20 protein-coding genes and 1 pseudogene are annotated in these 20245 nt (G+C 40.4%); 17 read left to right on the forward strand and 4 right to left on the reverse strand.

The genetic code is table 11. The features are described from left to right. The first annotated feature begins 79 nt into the window (after positions 1-79). The 4 genes from AMD01_RS07620 to AMD01_RS07635 all read left to right on the forward strand — a co-directional run bounded on the left by AMD01_RS07620 (position 80) and on the right by AMD01_RS07635 (position 3639). Entirely contained in the window at positions 80-1273 is a 1194-nt protein-coding gene (locus tag AMD01_RS07620; RefSeq protein ID WP_053400796.1) for an MFS transporter, read from the forward strand. Then, entirely contained in the window at positions 1263-1565 is a 303-nt protein-coding gene (locus AMD01_RS07625; RefSeq protein WP_053400797.1) for a hypothetical protein, read from the forward strand. The genes AMD01_RS07620 and AMD01_RS07625 overlap by 11 nt, the downstream gene beginning before the upstream one ends. Positions 1566-1834: 269 nt before the next feature. Next, entirely contained in the window at positions 1835-2857 is a 1023-nt protein-coding gene (locus AMD01_RS07630; protein WP_053400798.1) for an NAD-dependent epimerase, read from the forward strand. Further along, positions 2854-3639, forward strand: coding sequence for a glycosyltransferase family 2 protein (locus AMD01_RS07635; RefSeq protein WP_053400799.1), 786 nt, complete (start codon positions 2854-2856; stop codon positions 3637-3639). Before AMD01_RS07630 ends, AMD01_RS07635 begins: the two co-directional genes overlap by 4 nt. Here AMD01_RS07635 and AMD01_RS23970 read toward each other — a convergent pair. After that, positions 3602-3868: a hypothetical protein gene (locus AMD01_RS23970; protein WP_245638913.1), complete on the reverse strand. Its 267-nt coding sequence runs from the start codon at positions 3866-3868 to the stop codon at positions 3602-3604. The genes AMD01_RS07635 and AMD01_RS23970 overlap by 38 nt on opposite strands. A 60-nt stretch (positions 3869-3928) precedes the next feature. On the opposite strand from AMD01_RS23970, the pseudogene AMD01_RS07640 reads away from it, so the two are divergent. Further along, positions 3929-4105, forward strand: a pseudogene (locus AMD01_RS07640) (IS5/IS1182 family transposase); the annotation flags it as partial. A gap of 152 nt (positions 4106-4257) precedes the next feature. Here the strand turns inward: AMD01_RS07640 and cysK are convergent. Beyond that, complete coding sequence (gene cysK / locus AMD01_RS07645; RefSeq protein ID WP_053400800.1) at positions 4258-5187, reverse strand: cysteine synthase A; 930 nt, start codon at positions 5185-5187, stop codon at positions 4258-4260. Between the two features lie 249 nt (positions 5188-5436). Between cysK and thpR the strand changes: the two genes are divergently transcribed. The 4 genes from thpR to AMD01_RS07665 all read left to right on the forward strand — a co-directional run bounded on the left by thpR (position 5437) and on the right by AMD01_RS07665 (position 10396). Continuing rightward, positions 5437-6012, forward strand: coding sequence for an RNA 2',3'-cyclic phosphodiesterase (gene thpR, locus AMD01_RS07650; RefSeq protein ID WP_053400801.1), 576 nt, complete (start codon positions 5437-5439; stop codon positions 6010-6012). 105 nt (positions 6013-6117) lie between these two features. Next, the gene (locus AMD01_RS07655) at positions 6118-7050 is read left to right on the forward strand and encodes a nuclease-related domain-containing protein (protein ID WP_053400802.1); all 933 of its coding nucleotides are present in this window, start codon (positions 6118-6120) and stop codon (positions 7048-7050) included. A 201-nt stretch (positions 7051-7251) separates the two neighbouring features. Further along, positions 7252-9399 (forward strand): type I pullulanase, encoded by a 2148-nt coding sequence (pulA, locus tag AMD01_RS07660; protein ID WP_053400803.1) that lies wholly within the window; start codon positions 7252-7254, stop codon positions 9397-9399. 223 nt (positions 9400-9622) lie between these two features. Then, positions 9623-10396, forward strand: a complete 774-nt coding sequence (locus AMD01_RS07665) for a phosphotransferase family protein (RefSeq protein WP_053400804.1) — start codon at positions 9623-9625, stop codon at positions 10394-10396. A gap of 1 nt (position 10397) precedes the next feature. Here the strand turns inward: AMD01_RS07665 and AMD01_RS07670 are convergent, their stop codons facing one another. Continuing rightward, positions 10398-10676 carry a YtzH-like family protein gene (locus AMD01_RS07670; RefSeq protein ID WP_053400805.1) on the reverse strand — a complete coding sequence of 93 codons (279 nt, stop codon included), beginning with the start codon at positions 10674-10676 and terminating at the stop codon, positions 10398-10400. Between the two features lie 209 nt (positions 10677-10885). On the opposite strand from AMD01_RS07670, the gene trmB reads away from it, so the two are divergent. Continuing rightward, the gene (gene trmB / locus AMD01_RS07675) at positions 10886-11530 is read left to right on the forward strand and encodes a tRNA (guanosine(46)-N7)-methyltransferase TrmB (RefSeq protein ID WP_053400806.1); all 645 of its coding nucleotides are present in this window, start codon (positions 10886-10888) and stop codon (positions 11528-11530) included. Between the two features lie 85 nt (positions 11531-11615). Beyond that, the gene (locus AMD01_RS07680) at positions 11616-12461 is read left to right on the forward strand and encodes a YtnP family quorum-quenching lactonase (protein WP_053401044.1); all 846 of its coding nucleotides are present in this window, start codon (positions 11616-11618) and stop codon (positions 12459-12461) included. On the opposite strand, the gene AMD01_RS07685 is transcribed toward AMD01_RS07680, so the two are convergent. Then, positions 12456-12761, reverse strand: coding sequence for a PepSY domain-containing protein (locus AMD01_RS07685; protein WP_053400807.1), 306 nt, complete (start codon positions 12759-12761; stop codon positions 12456-12458). The genes AMD01_RS07680 and AMD01_RS07685 overlap by 6 nt on opposite strands. A 262-nt stretch (positions 12762-13023) precedes the next feature. On the opposite strand from AMD01_RS07685, the gene AMD01_RS07690 reads away from it, so the two are divergent. From AMD01_RS07690 to AMD01_RS07715, 6 genes are all read left to right on the forward strand, one after another. Beyond that, on the forward strand, positions 13024-14097 hold the full coding sequence (locus AMD01_RS07690; protein ID WP_053400808.1) for a M42 family metallopeptidase: 1074 nt from the start codon (positions 13024-13026) through the stop codon (positions 14095-14097). 108 nt (positions 14098-14205) lie between these two features. After that, entirely contained in the window at positions 14206-14721 is a 516-nt protein-coding gene (locus AMD01_RS07695) for a DUF84 family protein (protein ID WP_053400809.1), read from the forward strand. A 128-nt stretch (positions 14722-14849) separates the two neighbouring features. Then, positions 14850-15167: a thioredoxin family protein gene (locus AMD01_RS07700; protein WP_053400810.1), complete on the forward strand. Its 318-nt coding sequence runs from the start codon at positions 14850-14852 to the stop codon at positions 15165-15167. Positions 15168-15195: 28 nt separating this feature from the next. Next, positions 15196-15993 carry a DUF1444 domain-containing protein gene (locus tag AMD01_RS07705; RefSeq protein WP_053401045.1) on the forward strand — a complete coding sequence of 266 codons (798 nt, stop codon included), beginning with the start codon at positions 15196-15198 and terminating at the stop codon, positions 15991-15993. Between the two features lie 16 nt (positions 15994-16009). Then, positions 16010-16618 carry a YtpR family tRNA-binding protein gene (gene ytpR, locus AMD01_RS07710; RefSeq protein WP_053400811.1) on the forward strand — a complete coding sequence of 203 codons (609 nt, stop codon included), beginning with the start codon at positions 16010-16012 and terminating at the stop codon, positions 16616-16618. Between the two features lie 379 nt (positions 16619-16997). After that, the gene (locus AMD01_RS07715; protein WP_053400812.1) at positions 16998-20165 is read left to right on the forward strand and encodes a DNA translocase FtsK; all 3168 of its coding nucleotides are present in this window, start codon (positions 16998-17000) and stop codon (positions 20163-20165) included. Positions 20166-20245 lie beyond the last annotated feature (80 nt).

A 20245-nucleotide genomic window follows, 5' to 3' on the forward strand; every position in this document is an offset into this window, starting at 1 on the left:
GAACCGTTCTCAGCTTGAGAGCGGTTCTTTAATATGTGCAGAGCTTGTTAACTTAACGAATAGAAGGTGACTTACAAGAATGGAAGTGGTAATTAAGAAACAGAGAAATGTGACACAGCTTATTTTTTGTAGTTATTATTTTATGATTTTCTTTGGGATCGGCAGTTTTTCTCCTTTATTGACCGTTTACTTAACGGAGATCATTCATTTAAAAGGAACACAGATTGGGATGATCACCTCAATGAGCCCGGTTGTGATGATTTTCGCACAGCCGCTGTGGGGAGTGCTTGCGGATTACACACAAAAATCACGCGTGGTCCTAACCGTTACGCTCATTTTTACAGCGGCAATGGGCATTGCCTTTTCATTTATGAATGCGTATACAACGATCTTATTCGTCGCAGCGCTGCTTGCCTTTTTTCAAAGCTCATTGGTTCCGTTATCAGATAGTATCTCCTTGAATCATGTTCAGCGAACAAAAGGTAATTATGGCTCTATTCGTTTATGGGGAGCTGTAGGATTTGCGGTTGCTGTATTAATTGTCGGAAGGCTTTCAGAAGAATTTGGTCTACACATTATTTTTTATGTGTTTGCTTGTTCTCTATTCATTGCTTCTGCTTTTGCGTGGCAATTACCGAAGGAAAGTCAAACGATGCGTGTAAATGTAAGAAGTGGCGTTGCGAAGCTTTTTCGTATTCCGAAGTTTGTACTGTTTTTAATGACTACGTTTTTAGTATTTGGTCCGATTTTTGCCAATAATTTTTATTTTGGGTTGTATATTACAACAATCGGAGGCACGTTAACGGGCGTTGGAATTGCCTTTTTACTAGCAGCAGGAAGCGAAGCACCTTTCATGAAAATTTCAAGTCTGGTCATACGGAAGTTCGGTATTATGCAAATCTTATGTATAGCGGGTGCTACTTCTTTCGTTCGATGGGGCTTTTACTTTATTGAACCTCCACTTGCTCTTGTATACGCAACGACGATTTTACAAGGAATATCAATAGGTCTCTTTATTCCTTCTGCTCTAGAGTATGTTCGATCTATTGCACCGAATGAAGTAAAAGTAACAGCTGTTTCCTTGTACTCTGCTGTTGGAAACGGACTAGGGAGCTGGTTTTGCGCCTTTTTTGGTGGCATAATCATTGAGCGCTACTCAATTACAGTAATGTACGGATGTTTTAGCATAATGACGCTCATCGGACTAGGATTAATTCTTGTCATCTGGAAGCTTGAATCACGTCAAAGAACGGAGGAAGGCTATGATTTCTAGTTCATACGAGGTGAATAAAAAAGAGACGCTTCCACTGCTTGTCACGATGATCTTAATTGGCATGGGGGTTGCTACTTTTTTTCTACGGGGACCGGATATGAATTTATGGATTCCCATTTGGATTTATGCTGTTGTGGATTTTGGCTTTGTAATTACATTTGTTTGGAGCTTTTTTGTGAAGGTTAAAAGTATGAAGTGGTTTACCGTTTTCTTAAACGTTCTTTGTCTAGGGGTGACAACGACACTTTTATTTTTCCTCTTGCTTGCTGTTGGCTTATCAGGACCTAATTGAATAATTGATCATCTAAATAGAGAAGCAGCTTTTCAGAGGAAGAGCTGCTTTTTGTTGAAATCCTTGTTATTAGATAGACATGCTCCTATTTTTATCATGAAAACAAGCTTTTCAAGATAGATGACTAGCGCCAATTGCGCATAAACTCAATAGTATATGAAGAAGCAAAACATGACGTTAATGAAAAAGGGCTGTATTTTGCTATGACGACCGCTCGATAGAAAAGAAGCTCATTCTTTAATACTATATATAAATTGAGGTGTATGCGCTTGAAAATCGTTGTAACAGGTGCTGCTGGATTTATTGGCTTTCATGTATCCAAGCGGCTATTAAAAGAAGGACATGAAGTAATCGGAATTGATAATGTAAACGACTATTATGACCCTGCTTTAAAGAAAGATCGGTTAAAGATGTTGAACCAAGACGGCTTTACCTTCATAAAATGTTCTCTAGAAGATAAAGAGGGGATCTTTCGCATATTTGATCGTTACAAGCCACAAGTTGTCATTAATTTGGCTGCACAGGCTGGGGTACGCTATAGCATTGAAAATCCTGATGCCTACGTTCAATCGAATATTGTAGGTTTTTTAAACATACTAGAATCCTGTCGTTCTTATAAAATCGACCACCTAATATATGCTTCGTCGAGCTCCGTATATGGAGCGAATAAAACCCTTCCGTTTTCCGTGAGTGACAATGTTGATCATCCTATCAGCCTTTATGCAGCAACGAAAAAGTCCAATGAACTATTAGCTCATACCTATAGTCACCTCTATCAAATTCCTACAACAGGCATGCGATTCTTCACGGTTTACGGTCCATGGGGGCGTCCGGATATGGCTCTTTTTTTATTCACCAAATCGATTTTGAACGAACAAGAAATTGAGGTTTATAATCATGGTCAAATGAGACGAGATTTTACGTATGTGGACGACGTAGTAGAGAGCATTCATCGTCTCCTTCACTCTCCTCCAAAACCAAACAACGAGTGGGATGCGACGGCTCCTCATGCAGGTTCAAGTTATGCACCGTATCAAGTATTTAATATTGGCAACCATTCTCCAGTTTCGCTACTAGACTTTATCGAAGAAATTGAAAAACAGATAGGGAAAAAGGCAAAAAAGAAATTTTTGCCTCTTCAGCCGGGCGATGTTCCAGAAACATATGCTGATATTGAAGCATTAAAAAATGTGATTAACTATGTTCCAAAAACGTCGGTTCAAGAAGGCGTAGGACATTTTGTAAAGTGGTATCTCAACTATTACACCAAGAGAGAGGAGGATAAGGAATGAAAGGTGTCTCCATTATCACCTGTACGATGCGAGATCATTTAATGAACGAAGTATTTGATAATTATCAGCGTCAACGATGGAATGGTCATATGGAGCTTATTATTGTTCTGAACAATGATGAGATGGATATTAGAAAATGGAAAAAGAAAGCTTTGCAATATCAGAATGTGAAGGTATATCAAGTTCCTCAGAGCGTGACGGTTGGCGAGTGTAAAAACTTTGCTGTGGATCAAGCAACGTACGATGTGATTGCCAAATTGGATGACGATGACTATTATTCACCGTTTTTTATTGATAGCTCAATGAAAGTGATGAAAAAGACCAATGCAGCGATTGTAGGGAAAAAAGAATGCTTTTATTATTTAGAAGGAAGTAAAGAACTACTATCAACGGGGTCTAGAAAAATCAATCAGTATGTACCTCACGTTGCTGATTCAAGCATGCTCATCCAAAAAAAGGTATTTAAAAGCGTGCAATTTCCGCACCTGCCAAATCGCTCCGATACCGAGTTTCAAAAAGCAGCTCTTGAGGCCGGTTTTCGCATTTATGCGGGGGATCAATACGATTATTTAATCATTCGAAAAGCGAATACTTCAAGTCATACGTGGCGTATCAAAGATGAGGAACTGCGTGCGATGTTTAAGAAAGTATCCTACAAAGGAGACGTGTCTGCTTACGTCATTGATCCAGAAAAACGTATCCACCAGCGCATGAAAGAAAATAAATATCGACGAATTCAAGAAATTAAGCTACGTAATCGCATGAAAAGAAAAATCGTGTAATAAGAAAAGAGAGAAGCCTGTCAAGACGAGGACACTGAAAAAGTCTGTAAAGGGTCGTGTTCATAACGGAGTCGGTTGATTTCCACTCTAGGTTGCTTCGCTTTCCGCGGGGCGTGCGGTGAGCCTCCTCGCCGTTCTTCGGGGTCTCACCTGTCACGCTCATCCCGCAGGAGTCTCGCACCTTCCGTTCCAAACAACCTAGAGCGACTGTATCAGATGTAGTGGCCAAGTTTCCATTTTGAAAGGAGCTTGGCTGTTTTTGCTTGATAAAGAAGAAAATCCATTTATTCAAAAGGAAGCATACTTCAAGGAGAAATCCAAGGAACGGTCTAAAATTGAAGCAAATAATAGCGAATTCAAGCATAGGCACGGGTATGATGTCGCCACATCCACGGGTCTCATTGTCATGGAAATGCAAGGGGCAATCGCCATTTTCACCCTCAACCTAAAAAGATGTGAAAGCTAATGAAGGAAAACATGGGAAGAAGAATGAAGAAAAAGCTGGATCTATTCCAAAAAACGGAATGGATCCAGCTTTTCTGTGTTACGTACTACTGATCATCTAAAAAAGCCAAAGTTTTTCAGTGGACTCGGTCAAGACTTCTCTCTTTTTAGTGCTTAAAACGAAAATACGTCTGTAGACAAGTAGCGTTCACCCGTATCGCATGCGATACATACCACAACTTCATCTGGACCTAAGCGCTTTGCGACTTCTAAGGCAGCAAAGCAAGCAGCTCCTGAAGATGGACCAACTAAGATACCTTCCTCAGAGGCGAGTCTTCTTGTAATGTCATACGCTTCTTCATCTTTGATGTGCATAATTTCGTTGTAAACATCTTGATTTAAGATTTTCGGAATGAACCCAGGACTTGTTCCGACCAATTTGTGTTTTCCAGGTTTTCCTCCAGCTAGGACAGGAGATCCTTTTGGTTCCACCACGTGCACCGTTAGGTCAGGATAATGGTCCTTTAATACTTCTCCTGTTCCGGTAATTGTTCCGCCCGTTCCTGCTGTTGCGACGAAAGCGGACAAGTCTTTGCCAATTTCCTTCATTGCTTCAACGATTTCAAGTGCAGTAGTATTTCGGTGAGCATCTGCATTTGCTTCGTTACTAAATTGCATCGGCACAAAAGAATGAGGAATTTCTTTTGCAAGCTCCTCTGCTTTGCGGATAGCGCCGGGCATTTTTTCATCCCCAGGTGTTAGCACCACGTCGGCACCATATGCTTTTAGTAGATTGATACGCTCCTGGCTCATCGTGTCTGGCATTACTAAAATCGCTTTATATCCACGAGCGGCTGCATTCATTGCCAGTCCGATCCCTGTGTTCCCGCTTGTTGGCTCAATAATCGTAGACTGTGCTGACAATAATCCAGCCTTTTCAGCTTCAATAATCATGTTAAAAGCTGCGCGGTCTTTCACGCTTTTACTTGGATTAAAAAACTCGAGCTTTAAATAAACAGAAGCGCCTCCTTCAGGCTGAAGTTTATTTAATTTAAGGAGGGGCGTTTCGCCAATTAAATCGGCCATGTTTTGTACGACTTTCATTTCTGCTCATTCCTTTTCCTAAAGTATATCTTCCATACTAACATATCTTGCCCCAATTAGAGGTTCTCATCGATTCAATGAATACAGGATAGGGAAATGGCTGACGCTATCTCTTGAAAAGAGCCGGGTTTTTATAGTAATAGACTGAAGAAATGTGCATGATAATAAAAATAATTCATAATCCTGTTATCATAGGGGTAATACATATGAATGAACATCATCATTATTTGTAGAAATGAGTGAAAATCGTTGACTATCCATACACACTTTTTTATTGCGATTCCGCTACCATCAAAGCTGCAAATGGAATTAACAGAGTGGAAATCGAGTCAAATGCGCCAACTGCCTTTTAAGCAGTGGACGCACCTTGAGGATTATCATATTACCCTTTCATTTTTAGGGGAAGCCGATTCGGCAGCGCTTGAGAGTTTAACGTATCGTTTACAGGAAGTCGCTCAAGAATTTTTGTCTTTTGATCTAACGACTGAGCATTTACACACATTTGGGAATGATGAGACTCCTCGTATACTGTGGCTTGGAGTCGAGCAGGAGCCACTGTTGAATCAGTTGCAAAGCAAAGTACGGCAGATTTGCGATGACTCTGGTTTTCAAACAGACAACCGACCTTATACGCCGCATATAACCATTGCGAAAAAGTGGCAAGGTGAAGAGACTTTTCCGATCAACGAATATGAACAGAAGCAACCTATTTTTCCTTCATCTTTTTCTGTTGAGGCATTCTATTTGTATCGTATTCACATGGATCGTCAGCCTAAATACGAAGCGGTGGAAAGTTTTTCACTCCGAAATAACGCCGCTTTATAAACGGTGTAGAAGATGATCGTTATGACTCATGAAAATAGACTGGTAACATCCGATAAATAAGAGGGAGAGAAGAATGTACATAAAATTAATCAGGGGAAGATTAACATGGCACAGCTATTAAAGCTACAAGATTATATTTCACGTTATGAGCAGCATATTTACGAATATCCATCTCGATTTATTCGATTGAAACAGCAAAACTGGAAGCACGCCAAGAGTCTGTTTGATGAAGGGAAGTTTTTAACTCTTCCACATGAAGAGGTAGAAGAGAGTGAAGAGCCAAAGGCATCACTTTTTCAATCGATAAAGGGCTATTTTCAAAAAGAAAATAAAGAAGAGGTTGAAGAGCTTGAGGAGGAAGATGTATTTTTACATCCCGAATCTGTTGATCAAGATCTTCACGTATATAGTACAGAACCAAAGACAATTGAGGATGCAAAGATATTGTTTTTAGAAAATTTATTGGAGATGCAGATTAAATGGGCAAGCTCTACTGCTTTTGAAATTTCAAACGTTGATCGCCGCTTTTACCATGATCCAGTGCTCCGTTATTTGCTTCAGCGTTTTCCTGACACATACCTCATACTCTATAAGCCTATTTTGGCTGTGAGAAAAGCAACGGTTGAAGTAGACATTGTCGTTCTTACCCCGATGGAAACATGGTGTATTTCAATTATAGAATCACAGCAGGGGAGCGTATTTCAATACTCGAAAGATCGTTTTTGGACGGAGCTGTTTCAGGATAAACAAAAGAAAATCGTTAATCCACTTCTTAGTCTCAATCGAATGGGCAACGTGGTGCAAAGTCTTTACGAAGCAAACGGTCTAGATATTCCAATCAAGCGTATTTTATTAAGTCGAAATGGTTATTTCGATTGTCCAACTCCACCATATGGAGTTGAGCTAGTAGATGCAAGAAGTTACGATAAATGGTTTGAAAAGGCGCGGAAATCAGTGTCTCCTCTTAAGCATAGTCAACTAAAGGCGGCGAATGCGTTGTTAAGAAGCAGCCAAACGACCGCAGAAACTCGAATATGAGAAGAGTATCCCTCATGACTAAGAGGGGTATTTTTGTTTATCGGGTAGTGGTGATAGAAACGTATAAAAGTTGTTTATACTAGTACAAATGAAAACGCACAGAGGATTTTCAACAATCGAGAGCGTAAACATAGAATACAATAGTAAAAGTAAAAAGCATTACTTGCTTATAACTTTATTGCGATTAAAGGACTGAAGCATATGAACGTCACCAAACGTGAGTACGAAGCTTATCTGGATACAATGGATACAGTCACTATTCTAGTACCTTATGAAGGTGAAATGCCAACCGCGTTTTTTTTAATGGAACGGAATGAACAGATACAACTTCCGATTGCGAGAACGATTCATCTTCCTACTATGCAAAAATATGAATGTATCACAACGCTCCCAATTGAAATTGGAAAGCCGTATGAAATTATTGATTCAAGGTCTCGACGAACAGATCTTCAAATTGGAGCCGTTATTCGTACACCAGAATTTGATCAATTATTTTTCTATACCGGCTCCGATTTGGGCGTTACGTTAACAGATACAGAAACCATATTTAAGCTATGGGCACCGAGTGCAATCGAAGCGAAAGTAAAGCTCCTTCATCCTGAAACGAAAGAAGAGAAAATGAAGGAGATGGTGAGAGGTGAAAAGGGAGTATGGACGTGGTGTGAGCCTCAAGATTTGGATGGTTGTCTCTATACGTATCTTGTTCGAATAAATGGTACTTGGGCAGAGGCTGTTGATCCTTATGCAAGAGCACTTACAGCAAACAGCGAGTATGGAATGATTATCAATTTGACGCGTTCAACACAACCAATTGCCCCGAGGCCTGCTCTGGCAGCTCTAACGGATGCGATTATTTATGAGACGCATATACGTGATTTTTCGATCTCTCCACATAGTGGAATTAAGGCGAAAGGCACATACCATGCATTTACGGAAGAAAACACAACCACATCAAACGGCTACTCAACAGGTGTTAGCTATTTAAAAGAGCTCGGCGTTACCCACATTGAACTTCTTCCGGTGAACGATTACGGTGGCGTGGACGAAATGAACCCTTTAAAAGAGTATAATTGGGGGTATAATCCGCTGTATTTCAATGTTCCTGAAGGTAGCTATTCGTCAAATCCAAGCGATGGTTACACACGAGTGAATGAATTAAAGAAATTGATTAGCACTCTTCACCAAAACGGGATGCGGGTCATTTTGGACGTCGTATACAACCACGTGTACGTTCGTGAAACGTCGTCGTTTGAGAAGCTTGTTCCTGGCTATTACTTTCGACATGATTACTACGGAATGCCATCAAATGGGACCGGAGTTGGAAATGATCTTGCATCAGAACGAAATATGGTGAGAAAGTTTATAATCGACTCTATTTCGTATTGGCTTACCGAATTTCAAGTAGATGGATTTCGGTTTGATTTAATGGGAATATTGGATATTCAAACCATGAATGCGATTCGAGCATTGGCAGACAAGACGGATCCAACTATTTTACTTTTAGGTGAAGGCTGGGACCTTAATACTCCTCTTCCATATGATCAAAAAGCAACGCTTTATAACGCAGAGAAAATTCCTGGAATTGCACAGTTTAATGATCAGTTTCGAGATTATGTGAAGGGAAGTACATTTAATATTTATGATCGGGGCTATGCACTTGGACATCTCCATCGTAAAAACGATGTTAAGCAATCCTTGAGTGGAAGCGTCGCCTATGAAAAATACGGAAAATATCTTTTTGCAGAACCGTTTCAAAGTATTAATTATGTTGAGTCACACGATAATCACACGCTTTGGGACAAAATGAGTAAATGCAACCATTACGAAACCGACATTATTCGTCAAAAGCGCCATACACTCGCAACATCAATGGTGTTGCTTGCCCAGGGAATCCCGTTTTTGCATAGCGGACAAGAATTTTATCGAACAAAATTTGGTGTGGAAAATAGCTATAAAGATCCTGATTATATTAATCAGCTTGATTGGCAAAGACGTGAAAAGTTTGATGGAAATATTCAATTTATTCAGAAACTCATACGCTTTCGAAAGCAAGAAATGGCGCTACGTCTTCCGAGCCGTTCTCACATTCAACAGCACGTTCGGTTTTTGCAGACATCAGAAGCTGTCATTGCTTATCATCTGACACACATAAAAGAATTTAGTCAATGGAATGACCTTTTGCTAGCGTTTAATAATGACCTTAAAGAGCAAGAATTTGTGCTTCCTGACGGTAACCGTTGGCGTGTTTTATTGAAAGATCAATGCTTTTTCGATAAGGGAGAGGAGGAAGAAGTGGTATCTTCTTACAAAGTTCCACCTCTTAGCGTCTTGATTTTAGGTAGAGAATAAACAAAGCGCCACTTTATCAATAAATTACCTGACAACTACTTGACGCGAAAAGTACAATAGAGCTAAAATCTATAGATGATGGCTATTGATATAGATATGCTCAATAGCCGTCTTTTTTATTTAATAAACAATGACGATCAGATAGACATATGAAACTAAGATAAGTTAAGTGAAAACGAAATCCTTAAATGAAATGTGTGAGTTAAAATTGAAGGTGAATTGGTTGGAAAATATATTAGGAAGCGGCTGGGAAGTCACACCTGCTGGTGGTGCCACGGGAGATGCTTATTTTGCTCAAAACAGTGAGCGTAAGCTTTTTCTGAAGCGAAACTCTTCTCCTTTTTTGGCAGTTCTTTCAGCTGAGGGAATTGTACCGAAACTTGTGTGGACAAGACGGATGGAGAATGGTGATGTGATCACGGCTCAACATTGGTTAAAAGGTCGTGAACTAAAGCCAAAAGACATGGCATCTGAAAAAGTGACAGCTTTATTAAGTAAGATTCATCATTCGAAAGAATTATTAGATATGCTGAAACGATTAGGAAAAGTGCCGCTATTACCTGAGCATGTGCTTCAGGATATTTACTCGCGTCTTGACGTGGAATTGATGAAGATTCCATTAATTCAGCAGGCTGTTCGATATCTGCAACGAGATCTAGCAGCCGTACATCCTACCGATTACGTTGTTTGTCACTGCGATGTTAATCATAATAATTGGATGCTCAATGAAGAGGAGCAACTGTATTTAATAGACTGGGACGGTGCTATGATAGCAGACCCAGCCATTGATCTTGGATTGCTTCTATACTGGTACATTCCTGAACAAAATTGGGAAGAGTGGCTACAAGCCTATGGTATTGAGCTATCAGATAACCTTCAAAAACGAATGAAATGGTACGTAATTAGTCAAACGATTCTTCAAATTCAATGGCATAAAAGCAAGCAAGAGCACAAAGATATGCAATATTGGGAGAAATACTTAGCGCAATTACTTTAAGTTAAGATAGGGTAGAGAGGTCATTTACCCATTGAGATAAATTTTGCTGATTTGTGTGTATGTGTTGATTCAAATCCGGACAATCCTTCGCGGTTTGAGTATACGCGTAAATGTGATGTAACGTATCCTTTAGCCTTTCGTTCGTGGTACTATTGGCTAACATAGATTCAATGAGGCGACCAACTTGAGCACATTCGGAAGCTGTTCCGCAGCAATCGAGTTGGTGATCAGATAAAATATCTTTTAAAACGCCCATTTGATGAGAATAATCTAGTGGCATCGCGTCCACATCCTTTCAAATGTAATCATTTTAGTTTTTGCTTTACTTATCTCTTTATTCGTGAATGTTGAAGTATTTTCCCATTGGAAAATACTTTGTACGAGCATCGTTCAATGTCCATTAGAGGAACCTCCTTTACTGAGTCAGCAACGGACGATGTTATTTTTATGATTATTTTTAGCGAATTATTTAATTAACGAGGTGTGAATATGCGTTTAAGAAATAAACCATGGGCGAAGGATCGTATTGCAGAAAATCCTCAGTACGTGGTAGCGAATCCAGAGTCTCACAAGGGAAACTGGAGTAAAGTATTTGGAAATGATAACCCGATTCATATTGAAGTTGGAACAGGAAAAGGGCAATTTTTAGTCGGAATGGCAAAGCAAAATCCTAATGTGAATTATATTGGGATTGAACTATTTGAGAGCATTATTGTAGTCGCATTAGATCGTCTAATTGAAGAAAAACTTCCTAACCTTAAGCTACTGAATGTGGATGCGGCAACGTTAAATGATATTTTTGGAAAGAACGACGTCGAACGAGTTTATTTGAACTTTTCTGATCCGTGGCCGAAAAACCGTCATGCAAAACGACGTTTAACATACAAAACGTTTTTAAAGCGATATGAAGATCTTTTAGTTGACGGCGGAGAAATTCATTTTAAAACGGATAATCAAGGGTTATTTGAATACTCTCTAACAAGCTTTTCAGAGTATGGACTGCTATTGAAATACGTAAGTCTAGATCTTCATAAAAGTGATTTTGAAGGAAATGTAATGACGGAGTATGAAGAGAAATTTTCAAACGCAGGTCAGCGCATTTATCGCTGTGAAGTAAAGTACCTCAATGACTGATGACAATCCCCTAGCTCTGTAGAGAGTAGGGGATCTTTTTTTATGATACAATAAAAGGGAAATTTTCATGGGGGTGGAAAGAGAAATGGAAACGTTATCAATAGGAGATATTAGAGTAACTTGGCTAAACGGAGGAAATAATCATTTAGACGGAGGTGCTATGTTTGGCGTAGTGCCAAAGCCACTTTGGTCTAAAAAGTATCCGGTAAATGACAAAAACCAAATCGAATTGCGGACGGACCCGTTACTCATTCAAGTGAGAGGAAAAAATATCCTGATCGATTCCGGAATCGGAAAAGGAAAGCTAAATGAGAAGCAGCTTCGAAACTTTGGAGTAACAGAAGAATCTGATGTGTTAGATGCGCTTCAAAAGCTTGGTCTGAGCGCTTTTGATATTGACAAAGTGTTAATGACGCATCTCCACTTTGATCATGCGAGCGGGTTAACTGTGAAAGAAAATGACGCGTATACGTCGGTATTTCCAAAAGCGAAAATTTATGTATCAGAAGTAGAATGGAACGAAATGCGTCATCCAAACATACGATCACGTAATACGTATTGGAAAGAAAATTGGGAAGCTATTCAGCAGCAGGTGATCACTTTTAACGAAGAGATTGAAGTGCTAGAAGGCATCAACATGTTCCATACAGGTGGACATAGTGATGGACATGCGGTGATTTTACTAGAAGATGGTGGAGAGCAACTATTACATATGGGCGATTTACTCGCAACTCACGCACACGCGAACATACTGTGGGTAATGGCATATGATGATTACCCAATGACGTCTGTTGCTCAAAAACAACTGTGGACGCCAAGGGGCATTCAGCATAACGCGTGGTTTAGTTTTTATCACGACGCGTATTATCGAGCGGTTAAATGGAATGACGCCAATGAATTGATCGATAAAGTTGAAAGAAAGCGATCATGATACAGTTTTTAAATCTAGAATAGCACCGCTTTTTTTATCAATAAAAAACTCATAATGTTCTTGAAGGTTATCAACGGTACGAATAATTCCTCCGTTATAGCCTTCGAACGTTAAACCATTTTGTTCGAAAAACTTTGTTGTCGTATGAATCCAGGAGCCATCAATGGTTCCATTTTTTTTGAAGGCATTTTTCGCAATTTGAAGAGCTTCTCCAGAAGAAATTGCTGCTTTTTTCTTTTCAATGATGTATGCGCTCACAAAACCAGCCGCGAATCCTGCCACTACATGTTTCAATTTCATATTGGTCACTCGCTTTCGTTTTTATAAATGGTAGAGCTAAAAGGCATCAATAAAAGGTTATTTCTCTCCGTATCGGGAGCGATGTATCCTCGTTTCATAAAGCATAAGGGACAAGCTGAAAATAAGGAGAATATAAAAAGTATACAAAAACGAAGCGAATTTGTTAAGTTTTAAACAATTCCATTACCAGGAAAGTGGAAAGAATATTCCGTTTTCGGTACAATGAAAGAAGAAAAGTCAATATACATAAAGGGGACATATCATGAATCAAGATACGTTAGCATTATTTAAAACCTTGACTGAATTACCCGGTGCACCTGGTAACGAACATCAAGTGCGAGCTTTTATGCGTCAGGAACTGGAAAAATATTCAGATGAAATTGTACAAGATCGCCTTGGAAGTATTTTTGGCGTGAAAAAGGGAAATCCAGAAGGTCCTACCGTTATGGTAGCAGGACACATGGATGAAGTCGGCTTTATGGTAACGTCTGTCACTGAGAAGGGACTTATTCGCTTTCAAACGCTCGGTGGCTGGTGGAGTCAAGTACTTCTAGCACAGCGCGTACAGGTGATCACGGATAACGGACCTATTATCGGTGTGATTGCGTCCATTCCTCCACATTTATTAGAAGATGCACAGCGCTCAAAACCGATGGATATTAAAAACATGTTAATCGACGTCGGTGCAGATGATCCTGAAGATGTGAAGCGTATGGGCATTAAACCAGGTCAGCAAATTATTCCAATTTGTCCATTTACACCAATGGCAAACGAAAAGAAAATTTTAGCAAAAGCATGGGACAACCGCTACGGCTGTGGACTTGCAATTGAACTTTTAAAAGAAGTGCAGGGTGAAGAGTTACCAAATACGCTTTATTCCGGAGCAACTGTGCAAGAAGAAGTGGGTCTTCGCGGTGCCCAAACAGCTGCAAATATGATCAAACCAGACATTTTCTATGCGCTTGATGCAAGTCCAGCTAATGATATGTCCGGAGACAAAACGGCATTCGGCCAGCTTGGAAAAGGAGCACTTCTCCGTATTTATGACCGCACGATGGTTACGCACAGAGGAATACGCGAATTTATTTTAGATACGGCTGAAACAAATAACATTCCATATCAATATTTCGTGTCCCCAGGTGGAACAGATGCAGGGCGTGTTCATACGACAAATGAAGGAGTTCCTTCTGCTGTTATTGGTATTTGCTCTCGTTATATTCACACACATGCATCTATGATTCATATTGATGACTATGCGGCAGCGAAAGAGCTTGTGACAAGACTTGTAAGAGCAACTGATCGTACGACGCTTGCTTCCATTCATCAAAATTCATAATTTTACGTGACTAAATTAGATGACAAATCGCCATTCTTGCCCATTTCAGCTGTTTTGCTGAAATGGCATTCAAGGCGATTTTTTCATGACCAGAGGGAGAGAACAACAGTGAAAATTGCCATTGGTACGAAAAATCCAGCGAAAGTAGAGGCAGTTCAAACCGCATTAGGAAGTTGGGAAGACTGCTCTTTTAGCGCTCTTAGTGTTCCATCGGAAGTATCACCACAGCCATTTACGGATGAAGAAACCATTCAAGGTGCAATTAATCGCGCGACAAATGCATTGGAAAAAGCAAAAGCTGAAATTGGAATTGGCCTTGAAGGAGGCGTTCTTGAAACAGACTACGGCATGTTTTTATGTAACTGGGGAGCGCTCGTTACGAAAGGAAACGCCCCACTCATTGCAGGGGGAGCAAGAATTTTATTACCTCATGAGTTCGCGGTAAAAGTACGAGGTGGAATGGAATTAGGGCACGTAATGGATGAGCTTCTCCATACAAATGATCTAAGCAAACGTGAAGGAGCAATCGGTGTGTTTACAAACAATTGGATTGGGCGAAAGGAAATGTTTGTTCATATCGTAAAGCTATTAGCCGGGCAATACGACTATGGACAAGGTGAGTAAGTGAAACGGATAAGGGGAATCCTTTTATTACCCTTGTCAGATAGAAGCAAAATCTTGCATGGCCTTATAGATTATGGTTTCATATGATTAGCAATAATAGAAGAAAAGCCTATCTAGGAGGAATAAAAATGGAAAAACTAACAAGCGTTGAACAATATAGAGAAGAAATCAAAACAGGGAAACATATTTTAATGTTCTCAGCTGACTGGTGTCCGGATTGCCGATTCATTGATCCAATCCTACCAGAACTAATGGAAAAATACAGTGACTATAAATTCTATTATGTCGATCGTGATGAATTTATTGATCTTTGCATCGAGCTAAACGTGTTTGGTATTCCTAGTTTTGTTGCATACAAAGACGGTGAGGAAACAGGTCGTTTTGTAAGTAAGGACCGTAAGACGCAAGAGCAAATTGAAGAATTCATTGATGGATTAGCTGACTGAAGCGTAGAGGGGGAAGATGACCATGAAAATGACTAGCTTAAAAATGCGCAAGCTATTGGAAGAAAAACTATCTGGTTCTGATTGGTCTTTTTCCTATGATCGTGAAAAGGATACACTGCGAGTAGAGCATGCGGAGCAGAAAAAAGGCATCACGATTTCCATCCCTGGTTTAATCGCCAAGTGGGAGGAAAAACAAGAAGCAGCCCTTGAAGAAATGGTGTATTATATTAGAGAAGCTCTTCACGTAATGAATGAGGAGCAAAAGTTAACCGGAAAAGAGAAAAATATTTTTCCGGTTATCCGCTCTACTTCATTTCCAACGGAAACAAGAGATGAGATTTCTCTTTTTTATGATGATCATACGGCTGAGACACGCATCTATTATGCCTTGGATTTAGGAAGCACGTACCGATTAATTGATGAGCGAATGATGGAAAAAGAAAATTGGACAGAAGCAAAGATCAGAGAGATGGCAAGATTTAATCTCCGTTCCTTGAAGGTGACGTATAAAAAAGATACGGTGGCCGGAAATCCGTTTTACTTCGTTAACAGCAACGATGGCTATGATGCGAGCCGAATTTTAAACGACCAATTTTTAAAGCAGTTTTCCGAAGAGACGATTACAGGAACGATGACGCTAGCTGTTCCACATCAGGATGTATTAATCATTGGTGATATTCAAAATGAGGTTGGATACGACGTGCTTGCTCAAATGACAATGAGCTTTTTTGCGAGTGGTCATGTGCCCGTAACGGCATTGTCATTTCTCTATGAAAATGGGGAGCTAGAACCGATCTTTATTCTTGGAAAGAATCGAAAAAAGTAAAAAGGAAGGTAAACATATGAATCTGTTTTATAATCAAGAAGGTATTGGCGATACGCTAATTTTAGCAATAAAAGATATTAATGTAGAAGAGCGTACATCAGAGCGCAAAGGAAATGTTGCGCGCGTCTTCGACCGTGAAACGAACGAAACGGCTGGGTACAATATTTTTGACGCTTCTAGCTATATGACAATTACAGAGAACGGTTCTGTTGAATTAACTGAGGAGCTAGTTGAAAAACTTCAACGCATTTTAGAGGAGAACGGCTTTAATGAAAAATTAGAGGTCGATTTGTCTCCTAAGTTCGTTGTAGGATTTGTACAAGAAAAAGAAAAGCATCCAAATGCGGACAAGCTAAATATTTGCAAGGTAGACGTAGGAACAGAAACACTACAAATCGTTTGTGGTGCACCGAACGTTGATGCAGGTCAAAAGGTAGTAGTGGCAAAGGTTGGAGCGGTTATGCCAAGTGGTTTAGTCATTAAAGACGCAGAGCTCCGCGGTGTTCCTTCTTCAGGAATGATTTGCTCGGCGCGAGAGCTAGCTTTACCAGACGCGCCTCAAGAAAAAGGAATTTTGGTATTGACTGATGATTATGTAGTAGGTAATGAGTTCATTCAACGCTAATAAGGGTGAAATTGCGTCCTTTATTCTAGTTAAATAGGAGCTGTTACTTTTACATCTTCATTTCAACCGTTACATATGCATGAAATTCGTTGAAATATTGGAAGATTATTTGATAAAATAACAAGCCACTAGTGTAAACTAGTGGCTTGTTAAGGTTTAAGAAGAAATAGGTCTGGGAATAAGTAAAACATTTGGTTCAAAAGTAAGAAATCTCTTTTGGAAGGACATAAAGAACTGCTCAAAAACTAATTGTTTAACTAAGAAGTGCGATGTAAGCAGGAAAGTTTTACAAAATCCCTCTTATTTATCTATATTTTTACGAAATTATACATGTTAAAATAAGTTATTGCCAAAGGAAAGGTAGAAAGAGTGATTTAATATGAGTTGGATCCGAAAAGCATTTGATTACTTATTAGGATATGAAGTGAAAGAAATTATTGTCGATGAAGAAGGCCGCGAAAAGGAAGTACCTGTTTCGTCGTCCGCATCCAAACAAAATAATCCGAAATTAATTAGTGAACATATACCTAAGCAAAAAGCCGAACAATATATAAAACCAGTTAAAACGGGCACGCCTCTCAAGTTTCAAGAACCGGAACAAAAGGAGCAGGCGGGGCGAGACGTGCAAGCTAAGATTGCCTATCAGTATCCAAAAGGGAAATTTCGCTTCCCGTTGATTGCGGATGAGGAAATGGAGCAACAAAGTTATGCTCGCTCCACTCAGCGTGAGAAGGCAGAGAAAGTAACAGAACTACCCGAACGCAGAGAGTATCCGAAAGAAAGTATAGAAAGAGAGCGTAAGGTAGAGGTAGAAGAGCTACATAAGCCGCGTGTGCAGTTTGAAGCACCGCCACAGAAAGAGCACCAGCCGAAACGAGAAATGAAAGTAGAGAAAGACCCAGAGGAACAACGTTCACATCCGTTCCGACCAACGGAGGTTCCTTCTCCGATTTATGGATTCAAGCAACGTCCCGAACAGCTCACCTCCTCATTACGCTATTCTTATTTAGACTGTGAAGAAGGGGAGGAGCATTACGCTTCACCTTATCGTGCTCCTCGTCCTGTAGTCCCTGTTAAGCGTGCTGAACTGACGTATGAGCAGGTTAGAGAATACTTAAAGTTAAACGAAACGGTGTATAAAAACTTCCGACCTGCGCATGAGTCGACTGAATCACAGTCGCAGCAGAGTCAAGTTGTTACTCAAGAGCCCCGTCATGAAGATACGTATGTGCCAGAGGATGACGTAATAGAATTTGAGCTTACGCCTTCTACCGATCGAGGAGTGAGAGAGGACAGCATTTCTTCTCATGAGACTGTCGATCAAATAAGACAGCAAAATCCTGTCGTTTCACATTCTGAGGTGGAGGAAGTCTTTTCTAAAGAGCGTCCAGTGCCACAGCGTCAAGAACCAGTATACAACGTACATCCTGTACAAGAAGAAGTGAAGAGTATGCAGGGAGAAGAAACGTTAGCACAGGCACCTCAGCCGCGCGTCTATCGAGAAGAACCAATTGTGTATGAAGAAGAGCATATGAATTTAGAACGTCCGGCGTATGAGCGCCGTGAACAGCAAGATATTAACCGACCAGAGATGAACGAGTTCTCATCTACTGTTCAATCGTTTGACGGGGAAGAGCTTCAGGCTGAACCGGTTCGTCTTGAGTCACTGCCTGAACGTCCTGTACAGCCTGTATACGAAGAGGAGCGCATGATTGAAAATGTGCCTGTTGAACAAGCACATATGCGGCCAGAAACAGTTGTAGAAGCACAACGAGAAGTAGCCTTTACGGTTGAAGAAACCGCCGTAAGTTCCGACGTTTCTTCCGTTGGGGAGCAAGCTCCCTCCACAATGGAAGTGGCTAGCGACATGCAGGACGCAGCTGAACCTGCCGAAGAGCCGCGCAGAAAGCGTTTTGTACCATACAACGTAATGATGCTTAAAAAAGATCGTCGCCAAATGTCTCTGCATCGTGAAGCTGATGCAAGACGCGCAGAGGTTCGTCGACAGGAAACCGTTCAAGAGCATGTGAAGAGGGAAGAGGTAGCCCAAGTATCAGAAGAAACTGTATTACAGCCCGATGCTCAACTGACTTCTCCACTTGTCGAAACAAGAACGAATGGTGTTTATGAATTTCCGAGCATGGGCTTGTTGAACACCCCTCCAGAAAAGGTAGAAGAAGACAAGCAGTGGTTAGAGGAACAGCGTGAGCTATTAGATATGACGCTTAAAAACTTTAACGTGCGTGCAAAAGTAGTCAATGTGACACAAGGACCTACCGTGACACGTTTTGAGGTTCATCCTGAGCCAGGTGTAAAAGTAAATAAAATTACGAACTTAACTGATGATATAAAATTGAGTTTGGCAGCCAGAGATATTCGTATCGAAGCACCAATTCCAGGAAAAAATACAATTGGAATTGAAGTGCCAAATCGCCAAAGTAAAGCTGTACTCGTACAGGAAATTTTGCAAAGTTCAGCGTTCTCGGAGAATAGCTCTCCGTTAAATGTCGCACTAGGCTTAGACATTTCAGGTGAACCAATTGTAACGGATTTGAAAAAGATGCCTCATGGTTTGATTGCAGGTGCTACAGGGTCAGGAAAAAGTGTGTGTATTAACACGATTATCGTCAGTCTTCTTTATAAAGCAGCGCCACACGAAGTAAAGCTAATGCTAATTGACCCCAAAATGGTCGAACTAGCGCCTTATAATGGCATCCCACACCTCGTAAGCCCGGTTATTACGGATGCAAAGGCTGCAACGGCTGCACTTAAATGGGCGGTTGAGGAGATGGAAAGACGCTATGAACTTTTTGCTCATAGCGGAGTCCGAGATATTACGAAATACAATGAGCGAGTAAAACAACACGGTGAGAAAAGTGGGGAGCTTCCATATCTTGTTATCATCATTGACGAGTTAGCAGATCTGATGATGGTGGCACCAGGTGAAGTAGAGGAAGCAATCTGCCGTATTGCTCAAAAAGCTCGTGCGTGTGGAATTCACCTGTTGCTTGCGACACAGCGACCGTCTGTAGACGTTATTACAGGGCTAATTAAGGCAAACGTTCCAACTCGTGTCGCGTTCTCTGTATCTTCTCAAGTTGATTCTCGTACGATTATCGACACAGGAGGCGCTGAAAAGCTTCTCGGTAGGGGAGATATGTTATTCCTAGAAAATGGATCGTCTAAAACGGTTCGTATTCAAGGAAACTTTATTTCAGATGAAGAAATCGATCGCGTTGTGGATCATGTGAAAAAGCAAATGAAGCCTAACTATTTATTTCAACAAGAAGACTTATTGAAAAAACAGCAAACCATTTCTTCAGACGAAGATGATTTATTCGTCGAGGCGTGTGAGTTTGTATTAGATCAAGGTGGAGCCTCAACATCTAGCCTGCAGCGTCATTTCCGTATCGGATACAACCGTGCTGCACGACTAATCGATATGATGGAGGGGCAAGGGATCATTTCAGAGGCAAGAGGCAGTAAACCAAGGGACGTATTAATTACAGAAGATGATTTAACAGATATTCAAAGTTCATCTTTTTAAAAGAAGGCGTTCTTCTTTTTAAAAGAGTATGTTATAGTGCTTATGGAGTAATGCTGAGAAGACAGACGTAGAGTAGAATT

Source organism: Priestia koreensis, assembly GCF_001274935.1.
In the GTDB taxonomy this organism is placed as follows: domain Bacteria; phylum Bacillota; class Bacilli; order Bacillales; family Bacillaceae_H; genus Bacillus_AG; species Bacillus_AG koreensis.

Coding starts and splice junctions, on each gene's coding strand:
- AMD01_RS07705 (WP_053401045.1), top strand. CDS start 15,196: ATGACTAGCTTAAAAATGCGCAAGCTATTGGAAGAAAAACTATCTGGT.
- pulA (WP_053400803.1), top strand. CDS start 7,252: ATGAACGTCACCAAACGTGAGTACGAAGCTTATCTGGATACAATGGAT.
- trmB (WP_053400806.1), top strand. CDS start 10,886: ATGCGTTTAAGAAATAAACCATGGGCGAAGGATCGTATTGCAGAAAAT.
- AMD01_RS07625 (WP_053400797.1), top strand. CDS start 1,263: ATGATTTCTAGTTCATACGAGGTGAATAAAAAAGAGACGCTTCCACTG.
- ytpR (WP_053400811.1), top strand. CDS start 16,010: ATGAATCTGTTTTATAATCAAGAAGGTATTGGCGATACGCTAATTTTA.
- AMD01_RS07680 (WP_053401044.1), top strand. CDS start 11,616: ATGGAAACGTTATCAATAGGAGATATTAGAGTAACTTGGCTAAACGGA.
- AMD01_RS07635 (WP_053400799.1), top strand. CDS start 2,854: ATGAAAGGTGTCTCCATTATCACCTGTACGATGCGAGATCATTTAATG.
- cysK (WP_053400800.1), bottom strand. CDS start 5,187: ATGAAAGTCGTACAAAACATGGCCGATTTAATTGGCGAAACGCCCCTC.
- AMD01_RS07715 (WP_053400812.1), top strand. CDS start 16,998: ATGAGTTGGATCCGAAAAGCATTTGATTACTTATTAGGATATGAAGTG.
- AMD01_RS07655 (WP_053400802.1), top strand. CDS start 6,118: ATGGCACAGCTATTAAAGCTACAAGATTATATTTCACGTTATGAGCAG.
- AMD01_RS07685 (WP_053400807.1), bottom strand. CDS start 12,761: ATGAAATTGAAACATGTAGTGGCAGGATTCGCGGCTGGTTTTGTGAGC.
- AMD01_RS07670 (WP_053400805.1), bottom strand. CDS start 10,676: ATGCCACTAGATTATTCTCATCAAATGGGCGTTTTAAAAGATATTTTA.
- AMD01_RS07690 (WP_053400808.1), top strand. CDS start 13,024: ATGAATCAAGATACGTTAGCATTATTTAAAACCTTGACTGAATTACCC.
- AMD01_RS07700 (WP_053400810.1), top strand. CDS start 14,850: ATGGAAAAACTAACAAGCGTTGAACAATATAGAGAAGAAATCAAAACA.
- AMD01_RS07620 (WP_053400796.1), top strand. CDS start 80: ATGGAAGTGGTAATTAAGAAACAGAGAAATGTGACACAGCTTATTTTT.